At 70.6% G+C, this 19397-nt stretch carries 23 protein-coding genes and 1 tRNA gene; 12 read left to right on the top strand and 12 right to left on the bottom strand.

Going from position 1 to position 19397, the window contains the following annotated elements:
* Positions 1 to 2: 2 nt before the first annotated feature.
* Together F4560_RS34040 and F4560_RS34035 are read right to left on the bottom strand one after the other, a co-directional pair.
* Positions 3 to 788: an MBL fold metallo-hydrolase gene (locus tag F4560_RS34040; RefSeq protein ID WP_184927134.1), complete on the bottom strand. Its 786-nt coding sequence runs from the start codon at positions 786 to 788 to the stop codon at positions 3 to 5.
* Positions 785 to 1555 carry an NUDIX hydrolase gene (locus tag F4560_RS34035; protein WP_221485027.1) on the bottom strand — a complete coding sequence of 257 codons (771 nt, stop codon included), beginning with the start codon at positions 1553 to 1555 and terminating at the stop codon, positions 785 to 787. Before F4560_RS34035 ends, F4560_RS34040 begins: the two co-directional genes overlap by 4 nt.
* Before the next feature lie 70 nt (positions 1556 to 1625).
* Here F4560_RS34035 and F4560_RS34030 point away from each other — a divergent pair, with 70 nt between their 5' ends.
* From F4560_RS34030 to F4560_RS34020, 3 genes are read left to right on the top strand one after another with little or no spacing between them, the layout of a single operon-like run.
* Positions 1626 to 1982, top strand: a complete 357-nt coding sequence (locus F4560_RS34030; protein ID WP_184927130.1) for a hypothetical protein — start codon at positions 1626 to 1628, stop codon at positions 1980 to 1982.
* A 17-nt stretch (positions 1983 to 1999) separates the two neighbouring features.
* Positions 2000 to 2890: a Gfo/Idh/MocA family protein gene (locus tag F4560_RS34025; RefSeq protein WP_312869638.1), complete on the top strand. Its 891-nt coding sequence runs from the start codon at positions 2000 to 2002 to the stop codon at positions 2888 to 2890.
* 1 nt (position 2891) lies between these two features.
* The gene (locus F4560_RS34020; RefSeq protein ID WP_184927126.1) at positions 2892 to 3698 is read left to right on the top strand and encodes a hypothetical protein; all 807 of its coding nucleotides are present in this window, start codon (positions 2892 to 2894) and stop codon (positions 3696 to 3698) included.
* On the opposite strand, the gene F4560_RS34015 is transcribed toward F4560_RS34020, so the two are convergent.
* Genes F4560_RS34015 through sp36 form a run of 4 tightly spaced genes read right to left on the bottom strand, consistent with a single transcriptional unit; the run spans position 3695 to position 6330 of the window.
* Positions 3695 to 5077, bottom strand: a complete 1383-nt coding sequence (locus F4560_RS34015; RefSeq protein ID WP_184927124.1) for a hypothetical protein — start codon at positions 5075 to 5077, stop codon at positions 3695 to 3697. The genes F4560_RS34020 and F4560_RS34015 overlap by 4 nt on opposite strands.
* Before the next feature lie 38 nt (positions 5078 to 5115).
* Entirely contained in the window at positions 5116 to 5718 is a 603-nt protein-coding gene (locus F4560_RS34010) for a hypothetical protein (protein ID WP_184927122.1), read from the bottom strand.
* A 1-nt stretch (position 5719) separates the two neighbouring features.
* A complete protein-coding gene (locus F4560_RS34005) occupies positions 5720 to 6178 on the bottom strand; it encodes a RidA family protein (RefSeq protein ID WP_184927120.1) in 459 nt (152 codons plus the stop codon).
* Positions 6175 to 6330, bottom strand: a complete 156-nt coding sequence (sp36, locus tag F4560_RS34000) for a Sp36 family protein (RefSeq protein ID WP_106616451.1) — start codon at positions 6328 to 6330, stop codon at positions 6175 to 6177. The genes F4560_RS34005 and sp36 overlap by 4 nt, the downstream gene beginning before the upstream one ends.
* Positions 6331 to 6455: 125 nt before the next feature.
* Between sp36 and F4560_RS33995 the strand changes: the two genes are divergently transcribed.
* The 3 genes from F4560_RS33995 to bagB are packed head-to-tail and all read left to right on the top strand — an operon-like array spanning position 6456 to position 8867.
* A complete protein-coding gene (locus F4560_RS33995) occupies positions 6456 to 6707 on the top strand; it encodes a hypothetical protein (protein ID WP_184927118.1) in 252 nt (83 codons plus the stop codon).
* 55 nt (positions 6708 to 6762) lie between these two features.
* Complete coding sequence (bagA, locus tag F4560_RS33990; RefSeq protein WP_184927116.1) at positions 6763 to 7755, top strand: ATPase BagA; 993 nt, start codon at positions 6763 to 6765, stop codon at positions 7753 to 7755.
* Complete coding sequence (gene bagB, locus F4560_RS33985) at positions 7752 to 8867, top strand: ATPase BagB (RefSeq protein ID WP_184927114.1); 1116 nt, start codon at positions 7752 to 7754, stop codon at positions 8865 to 8867. Before bagA ends, bagB begins: the two co-directional genes overlap by 4 nt.
* 69 nt (positions 8868 to 8936) lie before the next feature.
* Here the strand turns inward: bagB and F4560_RS33980 are convergent, their stop codons facing one another.
* Positions 8937 to 9230 carry a WhiB family transcriptional regulator gene (locus tag F4560_RS33980; RefSeq protein ID WP_184927112.1) on the bottom strand — a complete coding sequence of 98 codons (294 nt, stop codon included), beginning with the start codon at positions 9228 to 9230 and terminating at the stop codon, positions 8937 to 8939.
* 256 nt (positions 9231 to 9486) lie between these two features.
* Between F4560_RS33980 and F4560_RS33975 the strand changes: the two genes are divergently transcribed.
* Complete coding sequence (locus tag F4560_RS33975) at positions 9487 to 11964, top strand: transglycosylase domain-containing protein (RefSeq protein WP_184927110.1); 2478 nt, start codon at positions 9487 to 9489, stop codon at positions 11962 to 11964.
* Between the two features lie 208 nt (positions 11965 to 12172).
* Here F4560_RS33975 and F4560_RS33970 read toward each other — a convergent pair whose 3' ends face one another.
* Positions 12173 to 12640 (bottom strand): GatB/YqeY domain-containing protein, encoded by a 468-nt coding sequence (locus F4560_RS33970; protein ID WP_184927108.1) that lies wholly within the window; start codon positions 12638 to 12640, stop codon positions 12173 to 12175.
* A 63-nt stretch (positions 12641 to 12703) separates the two neighbouring features.
* Here F4560_RS33970 and F4560_RS33965 point away from each other — a divergent pair, with 63 nt between their 5' ends.
* The 3 genes from F4560_RS33965 to F4560_RS33955 all read left to right on the top strand — a co-directional run bounded on the left by F4560_RS33965 (position 12704) and on the right by F4560_RS33955 (position 14275).
* Positions 12704 to 13663 (top strand): metallophosphoesterase, encoded by a 960-nt coding sequence (locus F4560_RS33965; protein ID WP_184927106.1) that lies wholly within the window; start codon positions 12704 to 12706, stop codon positions 13661 to 13663.
* A gap of 24 nt (positions 13664 to 13687) precedes the next feature.
* Positions 13688 to 13761 (top strand) — tRNA-Pro (locus tag F4560_RS33960).
* Between the two features lie 94 nt (positions 13762 to 13855).
* Positions 13856 to 14275: a hypothetical protein gene (locus tag F4560_RS33955; RefSeq protein WP_184927104.1), complete on the top strand. Its 420-nt coding sequence runs from the start codon at positions 13856 to 13858 to the stop codon at positions 14273 to 14275.
* Positions 14276 to 14326: 51 nt separating this feature from the next.
* Here the strand turns inward: F4560_RS33955 and F4560_RS33950 are convergent, their stop codons facing one another.
* Both F4560_RS33950 and F4560_RS33945 read right to left on the bottom strand, forming a co-directional pair.
* Positions 14327 to 14689, bottom strand: coding sequence for a helix-turn-helix domain-containing protein (locus F4560_RS33950; RefSeq protein WP_184927102.1), 363 nt, complete (start codon positions 14687 to 14689; stop codon positions 14327 to 14329).
* A gap of 665 nt (positions 14690 to 15354) precedes the next feature.
* On the bottom strand, positions 15355 to 15555 hold the full coding sequence (locus F4560_RS33945) for a hypothetical protein (protein ID WP_184927101.1): 201 nt from the start codon (positions 15553 to 15555) through the stop codon (positions 15355 to 15357).
* Between the two features lie 194 nt (positions 15556 to 15749).
* Here F4560_RS33945 and F4560_RS33940 point away from each other — a divergent pair, with 194 nt between their 5' ends.
* Positions 15750 to 16556 carry a class I SAM-dependent methyltransferase gene (locus tag F4560_RS33940; protein ID WP_184927100.1) on the top strand — a complete coding sequence of 269 codons (807 nt, stop codon included), beginning with the start codon at positions 15750 to 15752 and terminating at the stop codon, positions 16554 to 16556.
* Complete coding sequence (locus tag F4560_RS33935) at positions 16553 to 18373, top strand: S9 family peptidase (protein ID WP_184927099.1); 1821 nt, start codon at positions 16553 to 16555, stop codon at positions 18371 to 18373. The genes F4560_RS33940 and F4560_RS33935 overlap by 4 nt, the downstream gene beginning before the upstream one ends.
* Positions 18374 to 18462: 89 nt before the next feature.
* Here the strand turns inward: F4560_RS33935 and F4560_RS33930 are convergent, their stop codons facing one another.
* Both F4560_RS33930 and F4560_RS33925 read right to left on the bottom strand, forming a co-directional pair.
* The gene (locus F4560_RS33930; RefSeq protein WP_184927098.1) at positions 18463 to 18939 is read right to left on the bottom strand and encodes a Dps family protein; all 477 of its coding nucleotides are present in this window, start codon (positions 18937 to 18939) and stop codon (positions 18463 to 18465) included.
* Positions 18940 to 18954: 15 nt separating this feature from the next.
* Positions 18955 to 19377, bottom strand: coding sequence for an organic hydroperoxide resistance protein (locus F4560_RS33925; protein ID WP_184927097.1), 423 nt, complete (start codon positions 19375 to 19377; stop codon positions 18955 to 18957).
* Between the last annotated feature and the right edge of the window lie 20 nt (positions 19378 to 19397).

Raw genomic sequence — 19397 nt, 5'->3', positions numbered from 1 at the left:
GGTCACGGGGTGCGAAGCAGGTACTCCAGCTGCGCCCGAACAGACCACTCGGCGGCCGGCCACAGCGAACGGTCCACGTCGGCGTACACCAACTCGACCACCTGGCGCGGGGTCGGGGGTTTGCCGTTTGCGGACAGGTGTTCGACCGCCGCCTTGACCTGCGCCAGGCGTTGCTGCCGGTGGGCCAGGTAGCCGGTGGCGACGGCCACGAGGTCCGGTAGTTCGGGGCCGTGGCCGGGTAGCCCGATCGTGTTCACCGGCAAGGACGCGAGTACACGCAACGACTCCAAGTAATCGCCCAGCTTCCCGTCCGGATGGGCCACGACAGTCGTTCCCCGTCCCAGCACCGTGTCCCCGGTCAACACCGCGTCGTCCAACTGGAAGCACACCGAGTCGGCCGTGTGGCCAGGCGTCGCCAATACCCGGATCGACAGGCCCGCCGCCTCGATCACCTCACCGTCCGACAACCCCTGCCCACCCAGCCGGAAAGCCGGGTCGACCGATCGCACGGGCGCGTCCACCTGTCGCCCGAACGCCTGTGCCCCGTCCGAGTGATCCGAGTGACCATGCGTGAGGAGCACGACCTCCACCGGCGCCTCGGCCGCGAGCAATCCCAGATGCGCGGCATCCAGCGGACCGGGGTCGACCACGACGCACGACGACGAACCGGGCGCACGCAGCACCCAGGTGTTCGTCCCGTCCAACGTCATCACACCGGGGTTCTCCGCCAGCAACACCGCCGCCGTGGGCGTGACCTGCCGCAACACCCCATAAGCCAACCCGCTCACGACACGACCACCCGCAGCACCTCGCCGTCCCGGACCAACTTCGGCATCACCTTCGTCACGGACTCGGACCGCTGTTCGTCCAGCACCGCCGCCACCGACCCCAGGTCGTCCAACTCCGCCAACGTCACCCAAGTAGGCGGCATCAACGCCCGCCGCCCGGCCTTCCAGTCCGCCAACGCGTCCACCGGCCGCTGCCACACCGCGTCCGAAGCCTCCGTCGTCGCCCCGTCCGCCCGCTGCCCCTCCGGCAGCACGGCGACGAAGAACCGCGTGTCGTACCGCCGCGGCTCCTCCTCCGGCGTCACCCAGTTCGCCCACGGACGCAGCAGGTCCGCCCGCAGCACCAACCCCTCCGCCGACAAGAACTGCGCCAGCGACAACTCCCGCGCCACCAACGCCGCCCGTGCCGCGGAGAACCCGGTGGTATCGGCCACCACCGACGACGCCGACGGCCCGGCCAGCAACACCCCGGACTCCTCGAACGTCTCCCGCACCGCCGCGCACACCAGCGCCGTCGCCAACTCCACCGAGCACGCGAACCGCGAAGCCCACCACGAGGGCGAAGGCCCGCTCCAAGCCACCGACGTGTCCGCGTCCCGCTGGTCGACCCCGCCGCCGGGGAACACCGTCATCCCACCCGCGAACGCCATCCCGGCCACCCGCCGCAGCAGGAACGCCTCCACACCAGCCGCACCATCCCGCACCAACGCCACCGTCGCGGCGTCGCGCGGCTCGACGGGCGGCCCGGTGAACGTCTCCGGCACCATGTCCGCCGGCAACACCAATTCCTTCGGAAGCTCGCGCACGATCCCGAGCCTACGGCGAGGATCTCCCACCGTGGACACCAAGAAAAAGGGCTGCCTGGTCAACGTCCTGCTCTTCGTCGTGGGCGCGATCGTCGGCACCGTCCTGACCGCGACGGCCGCCCTGGCGCTGTTCTGGCCCACCAGCACGACGACCAGGACGAACGAGGGCACGCCGAACGTCTACGTCAAGAAGCGCTCCAGCCTGCTCGGCAGCGTCGAGCACGAGGTCTGGCTGGGTTCGACGCCGGACTACGGGCACCGCGTCCCCATCCCGAACGGCTGGGGCACCACGCCCGAGGTCGATCGCCAATCGGACGGCGTTGAACTGCGGTTCGAGAACGGCGGCCGGATCTTCGTGCCGGAATCGACTTACGTCGGCGGCCGATGAAAGGCAGGATAGGCCGAGTGGACGAACAGCTGCGCGTAGGACTCATCGGTGCCGGCCCGTGGGCGACCATGGTGCACGCACCGGGCATCGCCGATCACCCGGGCACCCGACTGACCACCATCTGGGCTCGTCGGGAGGAGGCGGCCACCGAGCTGGCCAAGATCCACGGTGCCACGGTCGCGGGCACGCCCGAGGAACTGCTGGACCAGGTGGACGCGGTCGCGTTCGCGGTGCCGCCGGAGGTGCAGGCGGAGATCGCCATCAAGGCCGCTGAGCAGGGCAAACACGTGATCCTGGAGAAGCCGATCGCGGGCACGCTCAAGGACGCGGAACGCCTCGCCGACGCCGTGGAGCGCAACAACGTGGCGTCCCTCGTCGTGCTCACGAAGAGGTTCGCCCCGGAGACCCGGGAGCAGTTGGGCCAGCTCGCCGAAGCCGGTGGCTGGGTGGGCGGCAGCGCGCGCTGGCTGACCGGCGCTCTCCTCGGCGGCCCGTTCTCGCACTCGCCGTGGCGGCACGAACGCGGCCCGCTGGACGACATCGGCCCGCACGCGTTCGACTTGCTCGACGCGACCCTGGGCACGATCACCGACGTCATCTCGGCCAACCGGTCCGAGCACGGCCTGTGGCAGATCGTCTTCCAGCACGAGGGCGGCGCGACGAGCGTGGCCACGATGACCATGACGTTGCCGCTGAACCCGGGCATCGCCGAGGTGATCGTGTACGGCGAGCACGGCCACCGCGTGCTGGCCGACCGCGGCACGACCGCGCAGCAGTGCTTCACGAACCTGCTGGACGACTTCGTGGCGATGGTCGACAGCGGCACCACCGAGCACCCGCTGGACGTCCGCCGCGGCCTGCACCTCCAGCGGATCATCGACCTGGCCAGGCGCAAGTCGGAGGCGTGAGGTGACGTCGGTTCACTCGTCGGGCCAAGAGGTCCCGCGCGAGATCGACATCGGGCGATCACCTGCCTGGCTCGCCGGGCAGCGGCGCTACGACGAGGGCGACTGGCGGGCCGCCGAGCACCACTTCAGGACCGCGCTGGAAGACGACCCGGGCTCACGGGCGTCGGGCGAACTCGCGCTGGACGCCGCGAACGCTTGCGCCACCGCCGCCGAGGTCGCCGTGGAGCTGCACCGGCTGGTCCCGCCCGTGCACCGGTTGAGCGCGCGCTATCTCCACGGCGAACGCCCGCCGCACGTGCCGGTTCTTGGCGACCTGGCGAGTGTCCTCGCGCACGGCCCGATGCCACTGCAAGCCGTCAAGGATCTGCACCGCTACAACCCGCACTTGGACGCCGCGCTCGCCGACCCGGACTGGCTGGTGATCGAGGATGACCTGGTCACCGCCACCGCAAGGTGCCGTGTATTTCTGGAAATGGTCAACGACGCGCACACGAGAGCCGCCGCCGACATCTGGCCGAGCCCACCGGAGATCACCCTCCCGCCGGTGGACCACCCGATGAGCGTCGCCAAGACCGGCGACGTACCGCAGGCGCGGCTGTTCGACCAGCTCAGGGCCCTTCGGCACCACCGGGCCGACGCGCACGCCGCCGCGTGGGCGGCAGAAGGGCCGGCGGTGCGCGAGATGTCCGCCGACGACCCGGTCCGCCGCCGGATCGAAGCGGCGACGGATCGGGAAGCAGCTCGGCCCTGGCGTCCACTCTCCGTGGACGCCAGGGCCGAGCTGGTGACAGGACTCCGGGGTCTCTAGCCCTGGTACTTGCCGTTGGTCGGCTTGGGCACGCCGTTCACGAACTCGGGCCCGGCCGGCCACGCCTGCTGCTCGCGCTGCGCCAACTCCTCGTGCAGCTGCTGCAACAACGCCCGTTCACGGTCGCTGAGCTTGGCGTCCACGGTCGGCGGCAGCTGCACGGCGGCCGGGGCCTGCCCGTCGGCCAGCGCGGCCTGCAGCATCGCCAGGTCTTCCGGGTTGAGCTCGGTGGTGACCTCGGCGCGCGCCAACGGGTGGTCGTCCGGGAAGGCGAACGCGAACGCCGGCGAGGCGACGGGTGCGGGCTCCTCCACGGCCGACTGCGGCTCGACGGGGGCTTCCGAGAAGTCTTCGGCGGGCACCTCGTCGACCTGCACGTCGTCCATGCGGATGTCGTCGGCGCGAGCACTGTCCACCCGGATGTCGTGCGCGCGAACGTTGTCGGAGCGAACGCTGTCGGAGCGAACGTCCTGCGCGCGAACGCTGTCGGGACGAACGCTGTCGGGACGAACGCTATCCGGGCGATCATCGCCGCGGACGTCGTCTACCTCATCCACGCGGACGACCTCGGCCGGTTCGCGCGCGGGCAGCCGCCTCACCGGTTTGGGTGGAAACGGCTGCGCCCCCTCGTACGACTCGACTCGGGCACGACGTGACTTGGAGCCGGTCTGCGGTTCTACAGGCACCGGTTCCGGCTCGACCACCGGTGCCTGGTCCCGCACTTCACCGTCGAACCACGCGGCGGGGTCCGGTGGTGGTTGTGGGCTGGTCGACCCTGACGAGAAGAACACCTCGCGGGCCGTGGTGACGGCCGCCGCGTGGTACTCGCCGAGCGGCGTGCCGACGGTCAGCACCTCGACCGCCGCCCGGATGCCGGCCTTGCGCAGCACCGTGTCCACCCGGTACGCGGTGGCGGGCGCGAAACCCGCCGGGCCGATGTCCACCAGGACGACGCGCTGAGGCAGCGGTCCGGGTGTCGCGCCGGCCGGGGTCGACCGCCACGTGGCACGCACGCCGCGCACGTCCGGCAGCACCGACACGGTCTTGCCCAGCACCTCGCCGAGGCGGTCGGCCGGGTCGGACTCGATGGTGAACCGGTGCTTGACCACCGGCACCCGCTCGACCGCGAACAGCCGGTCCGCCAGGGCGCGGTCCGAGCGGACCTCGCCGAGCAGCCAGCCGAACTCGTGGCGTTCCTCCGGCGAGACCGGGATGCGCCCGGCCAGCAGGCAGCCGACGACGAGCTCCACGGCTCTGTCCAGCTCGGCCACCGCCAGCAGCTCCCGAGCCTGGGTCAACGCGTCGTCGTCGACGCGTCCGGCCAGCGCCAACAGGAGGTCGTGTAAACGGACGGGGAGTCCCACTCCGTCGTTCGTCACGCCTGTTCTCCTTCCGGCCCGCGCGGGAGCGCCGAGCTCTATACGGGCACCAGGTGCCCGTCGGCGTCAGCGCCGGCGCACACCAGCTCCGATGCCGCCAACGCCGCCCTGTGGTAGGGCGGCAGGTCCAATCCGGCGGGCAGTACCTCGACACACGGGTCGTGCTCGCCGAGCGCCCGCAGCACCCGCTGGAGCTCACCGGTCAGCCGGGATTCCCCGGTCGACGCGGTGACCAGGACGAGCCTCCTGGGTCCGTCCCCGCCCAGTCGCCACGAGGACCGGACTTCGCCGACCCCGAGGCGTCCCCGCAGGGTCGCTCCGAGCACCACGGTCGCGGAATCACCCATCAGCACCCGATCGGGTGATTCCGGGGAGAAGGTGTAGCCGGATTCGGGCAGTTCGTCCAGCCCTTTGACCGAACTGATCGTGGACCGGTCGGCCCCGTGCGGCACGAGGGCGTCCGCCAGCAGCCGCTGCTCGTAGTCGGTCAGACCGACCCGGTCGTGCAGCAGCGTGCGCGGCAGAGCTCGTGCGAGCACGGTGATCGCGTCCGTCGCGGCCCAGTCGCGGAACCGCCAGAGGACGTCGTCCGGTAGCCGCCCGGCCAGCCTCAGCAGCAGCTCGTGGCACGTGTCGGACATCTCACTCCCCGATCTCGACGATCAGCTCCACCTCGACCGGCGCGCCCAGCGGCAGCTCGGACACGCCGACCGCGGACCTGGCGTGCTTGCCGGCTTCGCCGAACACCTCGCCCAGCAGCTCCGACGCGCCGTTGAGCACGGCGGGCTGGCCGGTGAAGCCCTCGGCGGAGGCGACGAAGCCGGTCACCTTGACGACCCGGACCACGGAGTCGATGCCGACCAGCGCGTGCACGGCGGCCAACGCGTTCAGGCCGCAGGTGCGGGCGTGCGCCTTGGCTTCCTCGGGGCTGATGTCGCCGCCGACCTTGCCGGTGGCCGCGAGCGCGCCCTTGACGAAGGGCAGCTGCCCGGACGTGTAGACGTGCTGTCCGGAGCGGTTGGCGGGCACGTACGCCGCGAGCGGAGCCGCGACCTCGGGCAGTTCGATGCCCAGTTCCGCGAGGCGGGCCGTCCAGCTCATGCCTTGGGCCGCTTCAGGTAGGCGACGTGCTGCTCACCGCTCGGGTTCGGCAGAACGGTGACCAACTCCCAACCGTCGTCGCCCCACTGATCCAGGATCGCCTTCGTGGCGTGGATCAACAGCGGGACGGTCGCGTACTCCCACTTCTGCATGGGGCGCAGCCTAGCGGGAGGCCGGATCGGGGCACCCGGTCGAGTACCCCCGATCGTGTGACGCGACGCCTGGCGACCACGGCGTCGAGCGTGACTGGGCGATCACGCGGCGCTAGCTTGATCAGGTGGAAACGTGGCGGATCGTCGCCACCAGCGCGTTCCTGCTGGGCGGGCTGGTGATGATCCTGGTCGGGATGGCGCAGGCGCGGGATCGCAAGGGTGCGCGGCGGTCGGACGTGATGCGGGCGCTCCTGATCGGCGCGGTGATCGTCGCGCTGGTGGCGGTGCTCATCGCGTACGTGCTGCCGTCGGTGGTGGCGTGGGGCATCGTCGCGGCGACGGCCATCGCGGTGGTGTTCGTCACGATGATGGATTGACCTTGCCTGGCAGTGTGGCCAGCGGGTCTCAGGACCGCGCGCATACGCTGCTCTGGTGAACGGCTGGACCGACGAACTCACCCGCGCGCGCCTGCACGTGGTGACGGGCAAAGGCGGGACCGGCAAGACGACGGTCGCCGCGGCGCTGGCGGTGGCACTGGCCACCGGAGGGCGGCGGGTGCTGCTCGTGGAGGTGGAGAACCGGCAGGGCATCGCCCAGCTGTTCGACCGCCCCCCGCTGCCGTACTCCGAGGAGCGGATCGCGTCCGCGCCCGGTGGCGGCGAGGTGCGCGCGCTGGCCGTGGACCCGGAAGCGGCGCTGCTCGAGTACCTCGACATGTTCTACAACCTGGGGTTCGCGGGCCGGACGCTGCGGAAGATGGGCGCGATCGAGTTCGCCACCACCATCGCGCCGGGCCTGCGGGACGTGCTGCTCACCGGCAAGCTCAAGGAGTGCGTGCGCCGCGTGGGCAAGAACGGGCGGCACGAGTACGACGCGGTCGTGCTCGACGCGCCGCCGACCGGTCGGGTGGTGCGGTTCCTGGACGTCACCCGGGGCATGGCCGACCTGGCGAAGGTCGGGCCGATCAAGGGCCAGAGCGAGGGCGTGGTGAACCTGCTGCACTCCGGTGACACGACCGTGCACCTCGTGGCGCTGCTGGAGGAGATGCCGGTGCGCGAGACGTTGGACGCGGTGGCCGAGCTGGACGCGGCGGACCTGCGGCCGGGTGCGGTGTTCGTGAACCGGGTGAGCCCGCCGCGGCTGCCCGCGCGGTCGATGGCGGCGGCGGCGGAGGGCCGGATCGACGCCGACCGGGTCCGCGCCGGGCTGGAGGCCTCGGGTCTCGACTTCGACGAGGACGCGCTGGACGGGTTGATCGAGCAGACCGTGGAGCACGCCTTGCGGGTGCGGATGGAGGAGCGGGCGAAGGAGAAGCTGACCGAGGCCGACCTGCCGACGCTGGAGCTGCCGGACCTGCCCGACGGGGTGGACGTGGCCGCGGTCTACGACCTGGCCGAGGTGCTGGTCGAGCGGGGTGTGCGGTGAACCGGCTGGACGTGGACGAGCTGCTGGACAACCCGGAGACGCGGGTGCTGGTGTGCTGCGGCTCGGGTGGCGTGGGCAAGACGACGACGGCGGCGGCGCTGGGCGTCCGGGCGGCGGAACGCGGCCGGCGGGTCGTCGTGCTGACCATCGACCCGGCGCGCCGGCTCGCCCAGTCGCTCGGTCTGCGCGAGCTCGACAACCAGCCGCGGCGCGTCGACGTGGAGGGCTTCAAGGGCGAGCTGCACGCGATGATGCTGGACATGCGCCGCACGTTCGACGACATGGTGTGGCAGCACGCCGGCCGTGAGCGGGCCGAGCAGATCCTGGCGAACCCGTTCTACCAGACCATTTCCACGTCGTTCTCCGGCACGCAGGAGTACATGGCGATGGAGAAGCTGGGCCAGCTGGTGGAGCGCGACGAGTGGGACCTGGTGGTCGTGGACACGCCGCCGAGCCGCTCGGCGCTGGACTTCCTGGACGCGCCGCAGCGCCTGTCGACGGTGCTGGACGGCAAGCTCATCAAGGTGCTGACGGCGCCCGCGCGGGCGGGCGGGCGCGGCATCCGCAAGGTCGTCGGCGCGGGCTTCGGCGTGTTCACCCGGGTCGTGTCGACGGTCGTGGGCGGCCAGCTCCTGCACGACGCCTCGATGTTCGTGCAGGCGTTCGACGGCATGTTCGGCGGCTTCCGGCAACGCGCCCAGGCCACCTACGAGCTGCTGCGATCACCCGGCACGGGCTTCCTGGTGGTCGCGGCGGCCGAACCGGACGCGTTGCGCGAGGCCAGCTACTTCGTGGAGCGGTTGAGCGAGGAGAAGATGCCGTTGACCGGTCTGGTGGCGAACCGGACGCACCCGGTGCTGGCCCCCTTGCCCGCACCCGGCGCGTTGGCGGCGGCGGACCGGCTGGAGCGCAGTGGAGACGCCCCGCTGGCCGCCGCGGTGTTGCGGGTGCACGCGGATCGCGTGGCGGTCGCCGATCGGGAGAAGCGACTGCTCGCGCGATTCACCCGTGCGCACCCCGGTGTTCCGCTGATCGGTGTGCCCGCGCTGCCGACCGACGTGCACGACCTTGACGGCCTGCACGAGATCGGTCGGCGGCTGGCGGGCGAGTAGCGGGCAGGTCATGCGGCAGCGTGCCGCCTGCCCGGGTCTGGTCCGGCCTTGACTCAGGCCTGACCTGGCCTAACCGACCTTGGAGTCCTCGTGGTGGTGCTCCTGGCGTGCCGTGTCCAGGAGCTCGATCCAGGAGGTGACGTCCGGGCGACGCCGCAGCAGCGCCCGCCTCTCACGCTCCGTCATGCCGCCCCAGACACCGAATTCGATCCGGTTGTCGAGAGCTTCGGCAAGGCACTCGGTGCGCACCGGGCATCCCAGGCACACGACCTTCGCCTTGCGTTGCTCCGCACCTCGAACGAAGAGCTGATCCGGCTCCTCGTCACGGCACGAAGCCTTGATACGCCAATCCCCCTGCTGCATAGCCCCCACCTCAGTTCACACAGTGCCCAGACTTCCCAAATCCGCCACACCCCTGCCGCGGATGCCGTAGGCTCACCATCGAGTGGTCGCGCCGTCGGCTGCTGTCTTGGACAGTGACGGACTGTAGAGCCTTCTGGTTCCACCTCCAAGCCTGGGTTGCCCACCTGTTACCTGTCTTGAGTACGAGTACTCATCCTGTGTAATCAACTGTGCGCGATCCGGATCACCTCTTTGGGTGCCGCGTACGCTGACCTGCATGCGAGCCCGGAACGGCGTGCTGAAACTGCTCGGACTGTGTCTGCTGGCGGGAGTCCTGCTGGCAGGCATGATGTTCCCTGTCGTGGGTGCGCTCGGGGTGGTGTCGAACAGAGCCAGCGACACGGTCGACAGCATCTCGGCCGACCTGGTCAGCACCGACCCGCCGTTGATCTCCACGATCACGGACAAGGACGGCGCGCCGATCGCCTACCTGTACGACCAGTACCGCGTGCTCGTGCCGCCGGAGAAGATCTCCCCCACCATGAAGGCCGCGCTGGTGTCGGTGGAGGACCGCCGGTTCTACGAGCACCAGGGCGTCGACTGGAAGGGCACGATCCGCGCCGGCCTGACGAACCAGTTCAGCGGTTCCGTCACGCAGGGTGCGTCCACGCTCACGCAGCAATACGTGAAGAACTACCTCGTGCACGTGGTCGCGCGGAACAACCAAGTCGAACAGCAAAAGGCGCAGGAGCAGACAGTTGCGCGAAAAGCGCGTGAAGCGCGCATCTCTTTGCAACTGGAGCGCAAACTGGGCAAGGAGGAAATCCTCGCCCGCTACCTGAACGTGGTGCCGTTCGGCTCGACCGTCTACGGCATCGCGGCGGCGTCCCAGGCGTACTTCGAGACCACTCCGGACAAGCTGACCGTGGCGCAGTCGGCGATGCTCGCGGGCATGGTCAACAGCCCGTCCGCGCTGAACCCGGAGGTGTTCCCGGAGAAGGCGCTGGTGCGGCGCAACCAGGTGATCGACAAGATGGTCGAGAACGACAAGCTGTCCCGTGACGCCGCCGAGACCGCGAAGCTGGAGCCGCTGGGCCTGGTGTCGCCGGTGCGCACGCCGCCGAGCGGGTGCGTCGGGGCGGGGCCTGAGCACGGGTTCTTCTGCTCGTACGCGCTGAACTACTTGGAGCGCAACGGTTTCAGCCTGGAGCAGCTGAAGACCGGCGGGTACACGATCCAGACCACTTTGGACCGCACGATCACGCAGCACGCCAAGAGCGCGGCGGAGGCCCAGGTCGCGAAGTCCACCGAGGGGCTCGCCAACGCGATGGCGATCGTGCGGCCGGGCAAGGAGCGGCACGAGGTCGTGGCGCTGGTGGCGAACCGGGACTACGGGTTGAAGGGGGACCAGTTCCAGACCCAGTTCGACCTGCCGTCCGGGGTGGAGAACAAGTTCGGCGCCGGGTCGGTCTACAAGGTGTTCACGGCGGCGGCGGCGCTGGAGAAGGGCATGGGCATCGAGAGCACGATGGCCACGCCGAACTCGTACGTGTCGCGGGTGTTCAAGGGCGGCGGGGACAAGTGCCCGCCCACGGGCGAGCCGAGCACGCGCTGGTACTGCCTGGGCAACGAGAACTCGCGGTACCCGCCGCAGATGTCGTTGCAGACGGCGTTGCAGACGTCGCCGAACACGGGTTTCGTGATCCTGGAAGAGCAGTTGGGCATGGACCCGGTGGTGGACATGGCGTCCCGGCTGGGGATGCGCGAGACGATGGCGACGAACATCGCGGGCGTGCGGCCGGACCCGAAGGCGAAGAACAAGGAGCTGCGGATCTCGCAGACCGAGTTCTACAAGTCCAACGGCGGCAACGCTTCCTTCACGTTGAGCCCGGCGCCGGTGAGCACTCTGGAGCTGGCGAACGTGGCGGCGACGATCATGAGCGGTGGGGTGTGGTGCCCGCCGTCGCCGATCGGCAAGGTGCTGGACCGCACCGGCAAGCCGGTGGTGGTCAACGAGGCGCCGTGCGAGCAGGTGGTGGCCGAGCCGTTGGCGAACGGGTTGGCGGTCGGGATGTCCAAGGACGACACGGGCGGTGGCACCGCGGCGCGTGCGGCGCAGCAGTTCAAGTGGGCGCGGCCGATGATCGGTAAGACGGGGACGACGGAGGAGTTCAAGTCGGCCGCGTTCATGGGCGCGACGCCGGACTTCGCCGGTGCGGTGCAGGCGTTCAACGACGGTGTGGAACCGCGCGGCATCTGCGTCAACGGCGGGCCGCCCAGGTTGTGCGCCAAGGGCGACATCTACGGCGGCACCGTGCCCGCGCGGACGTGGTTCGACACGATGACGAAGATCCACGAAGGGCTGCCGGTGCGCGGGTTGCCGCCGGTGGAGGAGCGTTACCTCAAGGGTGGCGCGGAGATCCGCATCCCGGACGTGGTGGGGCGCAACGTGAACGACGCGACGCGGACGTTGGAGCAGGCCGGGTACAAGGTGTCCGTGCAGACCCGGAACTCGCCGCAGCCGAAGGGCCAGGTCGTCAGCCAGACGCCGCGCGGCAGTGCGTTGCGCGGCACCGTGGTCACGCTGCTGGTGTCGTCGGGCTACGTCCCGCCGCCGCAGCCGGTCGAGCCGACCACCACCACCGACCCGAAGCCCCCGGGCCAGACCGACCCCGGCCAACCGACCCAGCCAGGCGAACCAGGCCGCCCCGGCGGCCCACCGCGCGTCACCCTGCCCACTGAGCCGACCAGATAGGCGACAGGGGCCTGCTTGGCGTATGTGGCGGTTTGCCGGGTGCGACGGGCCGTTCCGATGCTCTGAGGGCCTGTCAGGTCCGGCAGGCAGCGCGCCCGCCGCCGGGTGTGTCCACTGGGTGCGGCGGGCAGGTTCCGCCCGCCGAAATGCCTGCCAGGTCCGGCAGGGCAGGCGTGCCTCTCTGGGCCACGCCTGCCCTGAGGTCGGGCTAAGCCAGGCGGGCCTTGACCGCCGCGGCGACCCGGCCACCCTCGGCGCGCCCGGCGACCTGCGCGTTGACCGCCTTCATGACCTGACCCATCTGGCGCTGACCCGGCTGCTCGCCGAGCTGCTCCGCCACCTGGGCGATCGCGGCGTCGACCAGGGTGGCCAGCTCGTCGTCACCGAGCTGCGCGGGGAGGTAGGCCTCCAGCACCTTGGACTCGGCCTGCTCCAGCTCGGCCTGCTCGGTGCGCCCGGCGCCGGCGAACGCCTCGGCCGCCTCCTTGCGCTTCTTCACCTCGCGGGTGATGACCTTCAGCACCTCGTCGTCGGTCAGCTCGCGAGCGGACTTGCCGGACACCTCTTCGGTGGTCAGCGCGGCCAGCGTCATCCGCAGCGCGCCGGCCCGGACCGTCTCCCGGCCCTTGATCGCCACCGTCAGATCAGCCTGCAACCGCGCCTTCAGCTCCGCCATGGGCCGAACGGTACCGGGCGGCCCGTCGCACCCCGAATCGGTTAACGCCCTACCCTCGACCACGTGAACAAGCTCGGCCGCGCATTGCTCGCCACCACCGCCCTGGGCACCGCCACGCTCGCCTACGCGGCGGGCATCGAGCGCAGGCACTGGACGTTGCGCGAGGCGACGGTGCCGGTGCTCGCGCCCGGTTCGTCGCCGCTGCGGGTGCTCCACCTCTCGGACCTGCACATGATGCCGGACCAGAAGTCGAAGCAGCGCTGGGTCGCCGCGCTCGACGAGCTGGAGCCGGACCTGGTGGTGAACACCGGGGACAACCTCGCGCACAAGCAGGCCGTGCCCGCCGTCGTCCGCGCCCTGGGTCCGCTGCTCGCGCGTCCCGGCGTGTTCGTGTTCGGCAGCAACGACTACTACGCGCCGCGCCCCAAGAACCCGGCCCGCTACCTGCTGCCGTCGGCGAAGACCAAGCGCGTGCACGGCATCCCGCTGCCGTGGCGGGACCTCCGCGCGGCGATGATCGAGCGCGGCTGGCTCGACCTGACGCACGTGCGCCGCCGGTTCGAGGTGAACGGCGTGGAGATCTTCGCCGCCGGGCTGGACGACCCGCACCTCAAGCGTGACCGGTTCGAGGAGATCAGCGGCCCGATCCCGGACGTGCCGCTGCGCCTGGGCGTGACCCACTCCCCCGAACCGCGCGTCCTGGACCCGTTCGCCGCCGAGGGCTACGACCTGGTGCTGGCGGGCCACACGCACGGCGGCCAGCTGCGCATCCCGGGCTACGGCGCGATCGTCACGAACTGCGAACTGGACCGCTCGCGCGCCCGTGGCGTGTCGCGGTGGGGTTCGCACATGTGGATGAACGTGTCGGCCGGTCTGGGCACGTCGCCGTACGCGCCGGTGCGCTTCGCGTGCCCGCCGGAGGCCAGCCTCCTGACCTTGGTTCCACGCCCCGTCGACGCAGGTCGGAGCCCGTCCGACGCGGAAACGGATACCCGGTTCGGAGTGGGTGGGAACGTCAGGTAGAGTTCTCCTCGTTCGATCGCAAGCCGGGGTGTGGCGCAGTTTGGTAGCGCGCTTCGTTCGGGACGAAGAGGTCGCAGGTTCAAATCCTGTCACCCCGACCGGCTCAGGCCTGGTCCGCCGCAAGGTGGACCGGGCCTGTTTTGCGTTTCGAGGGCCGTCTCGGGGTCGGGCGTTTCGGGCACGATGGACGGCATGACTACCGATGACGGCCGTCCGTCGTCCCGTGATTCGGCGATCGACCACTGGCTCGGTGACGTGTCAGGCGGGCCGGAGGTGCTGCTCTCCGTGGATCAGCTGACCGGGCTGATGCTCGCCGTCGGACGCGACCGGCCCGCCGAGGTGCCGGAGGAGATCATGTTGCGCTGGCACCGGCTGTTGGCGGTGCAGCGGCGGGTTGCCGATCAGTCCGAGCCGACCTTCATCGACCAGGCCCGGCGGCAGGGGTGGTCGTGGCAGCGGATCGCCGAGGTGCTCGGGCTGCCCGACGCCGAGGCTGCCGAGCGGCGACAGGCCGATCTCGCCGCGGAACTGGCCCGCACCCTCCCGACCGCGCTGCCGGGGCCGTGGCGGGGCGCAGCCGGAGGGTTCGACGGTGAGGACAGCCGCGGTTGAGGCGTGCCATGACCTGTCCGAGGGAGTCTCGGACAGGTCTTCGCGTTCCGGTCACACGCCCCGCAGTGGCGGGTACGGCTGATCGTCCGCCGCGGGCGGTCGGTTGTGGTTGTTGAGGTCCTTGGCTTCCTGGAGTTGGTCCTCCAGGGTGACGATGCGGCACGCGGCGTCGAGGCCGGTGCCCTGGTCGACCAGTTCCCTGACCCGGGCGGCCAACCGGAGTTGGGACCGGGAGTAGCGGCGGTGGCCGCCTGACGAGCGCTGCGGCTCGATCAGCTTCGCCTCGTCCAGGCTGCGCAGGAATCCCGGCGTGGCGCCGAGCATCTCCGCGGCTCTGCCCATCGTGTAGGCGGGGTAGTGGTCGTCTTCGAACTTGTCAGCCGCAGGCCGCGGCTCGTTTGTCTCTGGGGTCATCGCACCTCCGCGCCACGAGGGGCCCCGGTGCCGTTACTGGCACCGGGGCCCCGGGGTTATGGGTTCCCACCACCCGGCCGTGAGGCCGGTCTACTGTGTCCGCGTCATCCGCATGAGCAGCGGAGACCGCGTGGATCGCATTTGCGTAACCGGAGACCACCTTCCCATCGTGCTGGACTGCGGTACCCGCCCGGCCCGACTTCAGCTCGAGGCAGGCGATCCGATGGTGTAAAACCCGTCCCTTCTCCTCTGGTTTCCGACTTCCTCACCCTGCTCGGCCACCGCGCCGGAACCCCTTCCACTGATCGGCTCCCGCGTGCCTGACCGTCCTGCCACTGCACGCTCGGCTGTCGGCTCCGGGACCGCGTACTGCCGTCTCGCACAAACCTGTTGCGCTCCCGGTACTTCACGTGCCTACACACCCAGCGTCACGGGTAGTTCGTCATCTCCCGTGTCGATCGACGTTCTCTCTCGTACAGGGAGAACACTACACACGACCGCGTGCGAATGTCTACTCCAGCGATCATAGATTTACTCGTTCAGGTGACGGCGGCTTCCTCACCTGCGCAGACGTGGAAAACCTCGGACACGACAAAGCGGCCCCGGTGGGCGTGGTCGCCCTCCGAGGCCGCTCAGGTCAGCTCAGGTCAGCTCAGGTCACGAAGTCACTTCACGTGCGGCCGGAGCTCCGCGAGGCGCCGGAGGAGTTCGCCGACTTCCTGCCAGTCGAGCTTGGCGGACTCGCCGGGGGGCGTGTGGATGCAGATGTTGCCCTCTTCCGTGAGGGTCACCTCCAGCGTCCGCCGACGACCCAGGGCGTCAGTGCACCCGACGCGACCGCCCTGCCGAACCGTGTTCTCGATCATCGGTCAGACCTCCCTGTGCCACCCGCGTGTAACCCGTGATTCGTTCGGACGAACGAGGACGTTACGAACTACTCCTCGCTGTTGCTTAATTCCGCATCTGCGCCGACGACGCGTACGTCCGACCGGTTCCACTCAGCCAACCAGGTGAAGGTTGACGATTCAAGTCACGTTGAGTAACCGTTCATGATCGAACCATGAGAGACGAGTCGGAGCGCGCGGAACTGAGGCGGCGGATCTACGGCACGGGTGACCTCGCCGCCAAGCCCCTCTTCGCGGGCGGCTTCATCAACTTCGGCTACTGGGAGGGCATCCCGCTGGACGGCGAGCTGACCGTCGAGCACCGGATCGCGTCCCAGGAGGCCCTCTACGACGTCGTCCTGGACGCGCTGGAGATCGGACCGGGCGACCGCGTGCTCGAAGTCGGCTCCGGACGGGGCCTGGGCGCCCAGCGCGTCCTCCGCCGCGACCCGGCCCACGTCCGCGGCGTCGACCTGATGCCGGAGCAGGTCGCGCGGGCGACCGAGGCCAACGACGACCCGCGCGTGGCGTTCGTCCAGGGCTCGTCCGACGACCTCCCGCTCCCCGACGCCTCGTTCGACGCCCTGCTGTCCGTCGAGGCCGCCCAGCACTTCGAGGACATCGGCGGGTTCGCGCACGAGAGCGCACGCGTGCTCGCCCCCGGCGGCCGGTTCGCCGTCACCACGTTCTTCACCAGGACGGATGACGCCGGCACCCGGTTGGCCGAGCTGCTGAAGACGTTCGCCTCCGGCCTCGACCTGGCCCACCGGATCGACGACGTCCTGCGCGACCTGCGTGCGGCCGGGTTCGCCGACGTCACCGCGCGCTCCGTCGGCGAGCACGTGTGGCCCGGCTTCGACCGGTGGGTCGCGCTGACCGAGCACCCGGACGGGTGGGGTCGCAACTGGATCCGGGCCGTCGAACGCGGCCTCGCCGACTACTTCCTGGTCACCGCCCGAAAGCCGGCAGGATCGGAGGCGTGACGACGCACCCGACCGCCGAAGTGCCCGACCCCCTGTTCGCCGACGCCGCGGCCGAGGCCCGCTGGAAGGCCCGTTTCACCGCGCCCCGGGTGAGCCTGCCCGGCTGGGCGGACGACGCGCCGGACCGCAGCCTGTACCTGTCGAACTCCAGCGGCGTGTGGGAGATCTACGCCTGGGACCGCGCCACCGACACCCACCGCAAGGTCACCGACCGGCCGAACGGCACGTCGCACGGCACGCTGAGCCCCGACGGCCGGGCCATCTGGTGGTTCGCCGACACCGACGGCGACGAGTTCGGCACGTGGGTCAGCGAGCCGTTCAAGCCCGGCGGCGACACGAAGCCCGCCGTGGACGGCGTGCCGGCCGGGTACCCGGCGGGGCTGGAGATCGGGCACGAGGTCGTCGCGGTCGGCACGTCCACCGACGACGGCACCACGGTGTACGTCTCGCGCGCGAGCGGTCCGGCCGAGGTGATCTACGCGCACGAGAACGACGGCGGCGTGTCCGCGCTGTCCAAGGACGAGACGCTGGTCGTGCTGTCGCACTCGGAGCACGGCGACAACCGGCACGCCGCGCTGCGCGTGGTGACGCCGTCCGGCGAGAAGGTCGCCGAGAAGTGGGACGGCCCCGGCAAGGGTCTGGACGCGATCGCGTTCAGCCCGGTGCGCGGCGACAACCGGCTGCTCGTCGGGCACGAGCGGCGGGGCAAGGACGAGTTGCTGATCTGGGACGTCGCGGCGGACACCGAGACCGAGGTCGTGGTCGACCTGCCCGGCGAGATCAGCGCCGACTGGTACCCGGACGCGCGGTCGCTGCTGGTCGTGCACACGTTCCAGGCGCGGAACACGTTGCACCGCTACGACCTCGCCACCGGCGAGCTGTCCGCTTTGGACACTCCACACGGGACTGTGGGGAGCGCGGACGTGCGGCCGGACGGCGCGGTGGAGTACTCGTGGTCGTCGGCCGCGCGGCCCGGTGTGGTGCGCGTGCTCGACGTGGCCGGCGACGACCGCGTGCTGCTGGAGCCGCCCGGCCACAAGGCGCCCCCGTCGGTCGACCTGGGCGACGTGTTCGTCGGTGACGTGCACGCGCTGGTGGCCCGTCCGGAAGGCGCCCCCGACGGCCCGCTGCCGACCGTGTTCCACCTGCACGGCGGCCCGCACGCGGCGGACGAGGACCGGTTCTCCGCCTACCGCGCGGTGTGGCTGGACGCCGGGTTCGCCGTGGTGCACGTGAACTACCGCGGGTCCACCGGGTACGGCTCGAAGTGGCGTGACGCGATCGAGGGCCGGCCGGGGCTGACCGAGCTGGAGGACGTGGCGGCGGTGCACGAGTGGGCCGTCCGGACCGGTTTCGCCGACCCGGCGAAGTGCGTGGTCAACGGCGCGTCGTGGGGCGGGTACCTGTCGCTGCTGGCGCTGGGCACGCAGCCGGAGCTGTGGGCGGCCGGGGTCGCGGGCGTGCCGGTCGCGGACTACCTGGCGGCGTACGAGGACGAGATGGAGCCGCTGAGGGCGTTCGACCGGGCGCTGTTCGGCGGGTCGCCGGAGGAGCTGCCCGACCGGTACCGCGAGTGCTCGCCGCTGACGTACGTGGACGCGGTGCGCGCGCCGGTGCTGGTGCTGGCGGGCGAGAACGACCCGCGCTGCCCTATCCGGCAGATCGACAACTACCTGGACCGGCTGGCGGCGCGTGGCGCGGCGTACGAGGTGTACCGGTACGACGCCGGGCACGGCTCGCTGGTGGTCGCGGAGACGATCCGGCAGACGGCCGCCGAGGTCGCGTTCGTGCAGCGGGTGCTCAAGCCGGCGCTGTAGCCGGTTGCCGAGTGCTCTAGCGCAGCGGGTGCCGTCATCAGGGGCCACCGGGATCTCCCGGTGGCCCCTCGGCGTCGTGGAAGGCCCGGTCAGGCCTGCTGCGCCTGCCACATCCAGTGCGCCTGCTCGAACGCCTTGGTGACCTCGATCAGCAGGTCCTGGGTGACCAGGTCGGACTTGTCCGTCTCGTCGATCCGGCCGCGCAGCCGCTGGATCAGCTCGCCGAGCGCGGTGACCACGGCCGCGATCACCTGCTCCTCCTTCAGCCAGCCGCCGGGGAAGTCCGGCACGCCGGAGCCGTCGGCCACCGTCCGCGCCTTGCCGTCGGGCGAGACGCCCAGCGCGGCGGCGCGTTCGGCCACTTCGTCGGTGTACGTGCGCGCGGTCGTCACCAGCTCGTCCAGCTGGAGGTGGACGCTGCGGAAGTTCTTGCCGACGACGTTCCAGTGCGCCTGCTTGGCCACCAACGACAGGTCGATCAGGTCGACCAGGGTGGCCTGGAGGACCGTGCCCACCGAGGCCTTGTCGGACTCGCTCAACGGGCTGGTGATCGGAGACTTGCTCATGGTCTGACGCCTCCTTCAGACGGTGGTCGTGAGAGCCACCTCGATGTTGCCGCGGGTGGCGTTGGAGTACGGGCAGATCTGGTGGGCGGCGGCCACGAGCTGCTCGGCCACGGCCTGCTCGACGCCGGGGATGTGCGTCGCCAGCTCCACGGCCAGCTGGAAGCCGCCGCTGCCGTTGGCGCCGAGGCCGACCTTCGCGGTGACCGTCGTCTCGCCGATGCTCGTCTTGGCCTGCCGTGCGGCGACCTTCAGCGCGCTGTGGAAGCACGCCGCATACCCGGCCGCGAACAGCTGCTCCGGGTTGGTCTTGTCGCCGCCCGGTCCACCCAGCTCCTTGGGCGTGGACAGCTGCTCGTCGATCACTCCGTCGGAGGAGCGGACCTCGCCGTTGCGACCGTCCCCGACTGCGATGGCTTCCGCGGTGTAGAGCACCTGCATGGTGAACGCTCTCCTTTGAG

Origin of the sequence: Saccharothrix ecbatanensis (genome assembly GCF_014205015.1) — a bacterium.
GTDB lineage: Bacteria > Actinomycetota > Actinomycetes > Mycobacteriales > Pseudonocardiaceae > Actinosynnema > Actinosynnema ecbatanense.
Note: the sequence above shows the minus strand (reverse complement) of the source record. Positions and strands in the feature narration are given on the sequence as shown.

What these genes read in the sequence shown, in the direction of transcription:
- F4560_RS33975 (WP_184927110.1), top strand. Translation starts at nt 9,487, where the DNA reads ATGCGAGCCCGGAACGGCGTGCTGAAACTGCTCGGACTGTGTCTGCTG.
- F4560_RS33970 (WP_184927108.1), bottom strand. Translation starts at nt 12,640, where the DNA reads ATGGCGGAGCTGAAGGCGCGGTTGCAGGCTGATCTGACGGTGGCGATC.
- F4560_RS33925 (WP_184927097.1), bottom strand. Translation starts at nt 19,377, where the DNA reads ATGCAGGTGCTCTACACCGCGGAAGCCATCGCAGTCGGGGACGGTCGC.
- F4560_RS33980 (WP_184927112.1), bottom strand. Translation starts at nt 9,230, where the DNA reads ATGCAGCAGGGGGATTGGCGTATCAAGGCTTCGTGCCGTGACGAGGAG.
- F4560_RS33955 (WP_184927104.1), top strand. Translation starts at nt 13,856, where the DNA reads ATGACTACCGATGACGGCCGTCCGTCGTCCCGTGATTCGGCGATCGAC.
- F4560_RS34005 (WP_184927120.1), bottom strand. Translation starts at nt 6,178, where the DNA reads ATGAGCTGGACGGCCCGCCTCGCGGAACTGGGCATCGAACTGCCCGAG.
- sp36 (WP_106616451.1), bottom strand. Translation starts at nt 6,330, where the DNA reads ATGCAGAAGTGGGAGTACGCGACCGTCCCGCTGTTGATCCACGCCACG.
- F4560_RS33940 (WP_184927100.1), top strand. Translation starts at nt 15,750, where the DNA reads ATGAGAGACGAGTCGGAGCGCGCGGAACTGAGGCGGCGGATCTACGGC.
- F4560_RS33950 (WP_184927102.1), bottom strand. Translation starts at nt 14,689, where the DNA reads ATGACCCCAGAGACAAACGAGCCGCGGCCTGCGGCTGACAAGTTCGAA.
- F4560_RS34035 (WP_221485027.1), bottom strand. Translation starts at nt 1,555, where the DNA reads ATGGTGCCGGAGACGTTCACCGGGCCGCCCGTCGAGCCGCGCGACGCC.
- F4560_RS33930 (WP_184927098.1), bottom strand. Translation starts at nt 18,939, where the DNA reads ATGAGCAAGTCTCCGATCACCAGCCCGTTGAGCGAGTCCGACAAGGCC.
- F4560_RS33945 (WP_184927101.1), bottom strand. Translation starts at nt 15,555, where the DNA reads ATGATCGAGAACACGGTTCGGCAGGGCGGTCGCGTCGGGTGCACTGAC.
- F4560_RS34010 (WP_184927122.1), bottom strand. Translation starts at nt 5,718, where the DNA reads ATGTCCGACACGTGCCACGAGCTGCTGCTGAGGCTGGCCGGGCGGCTA.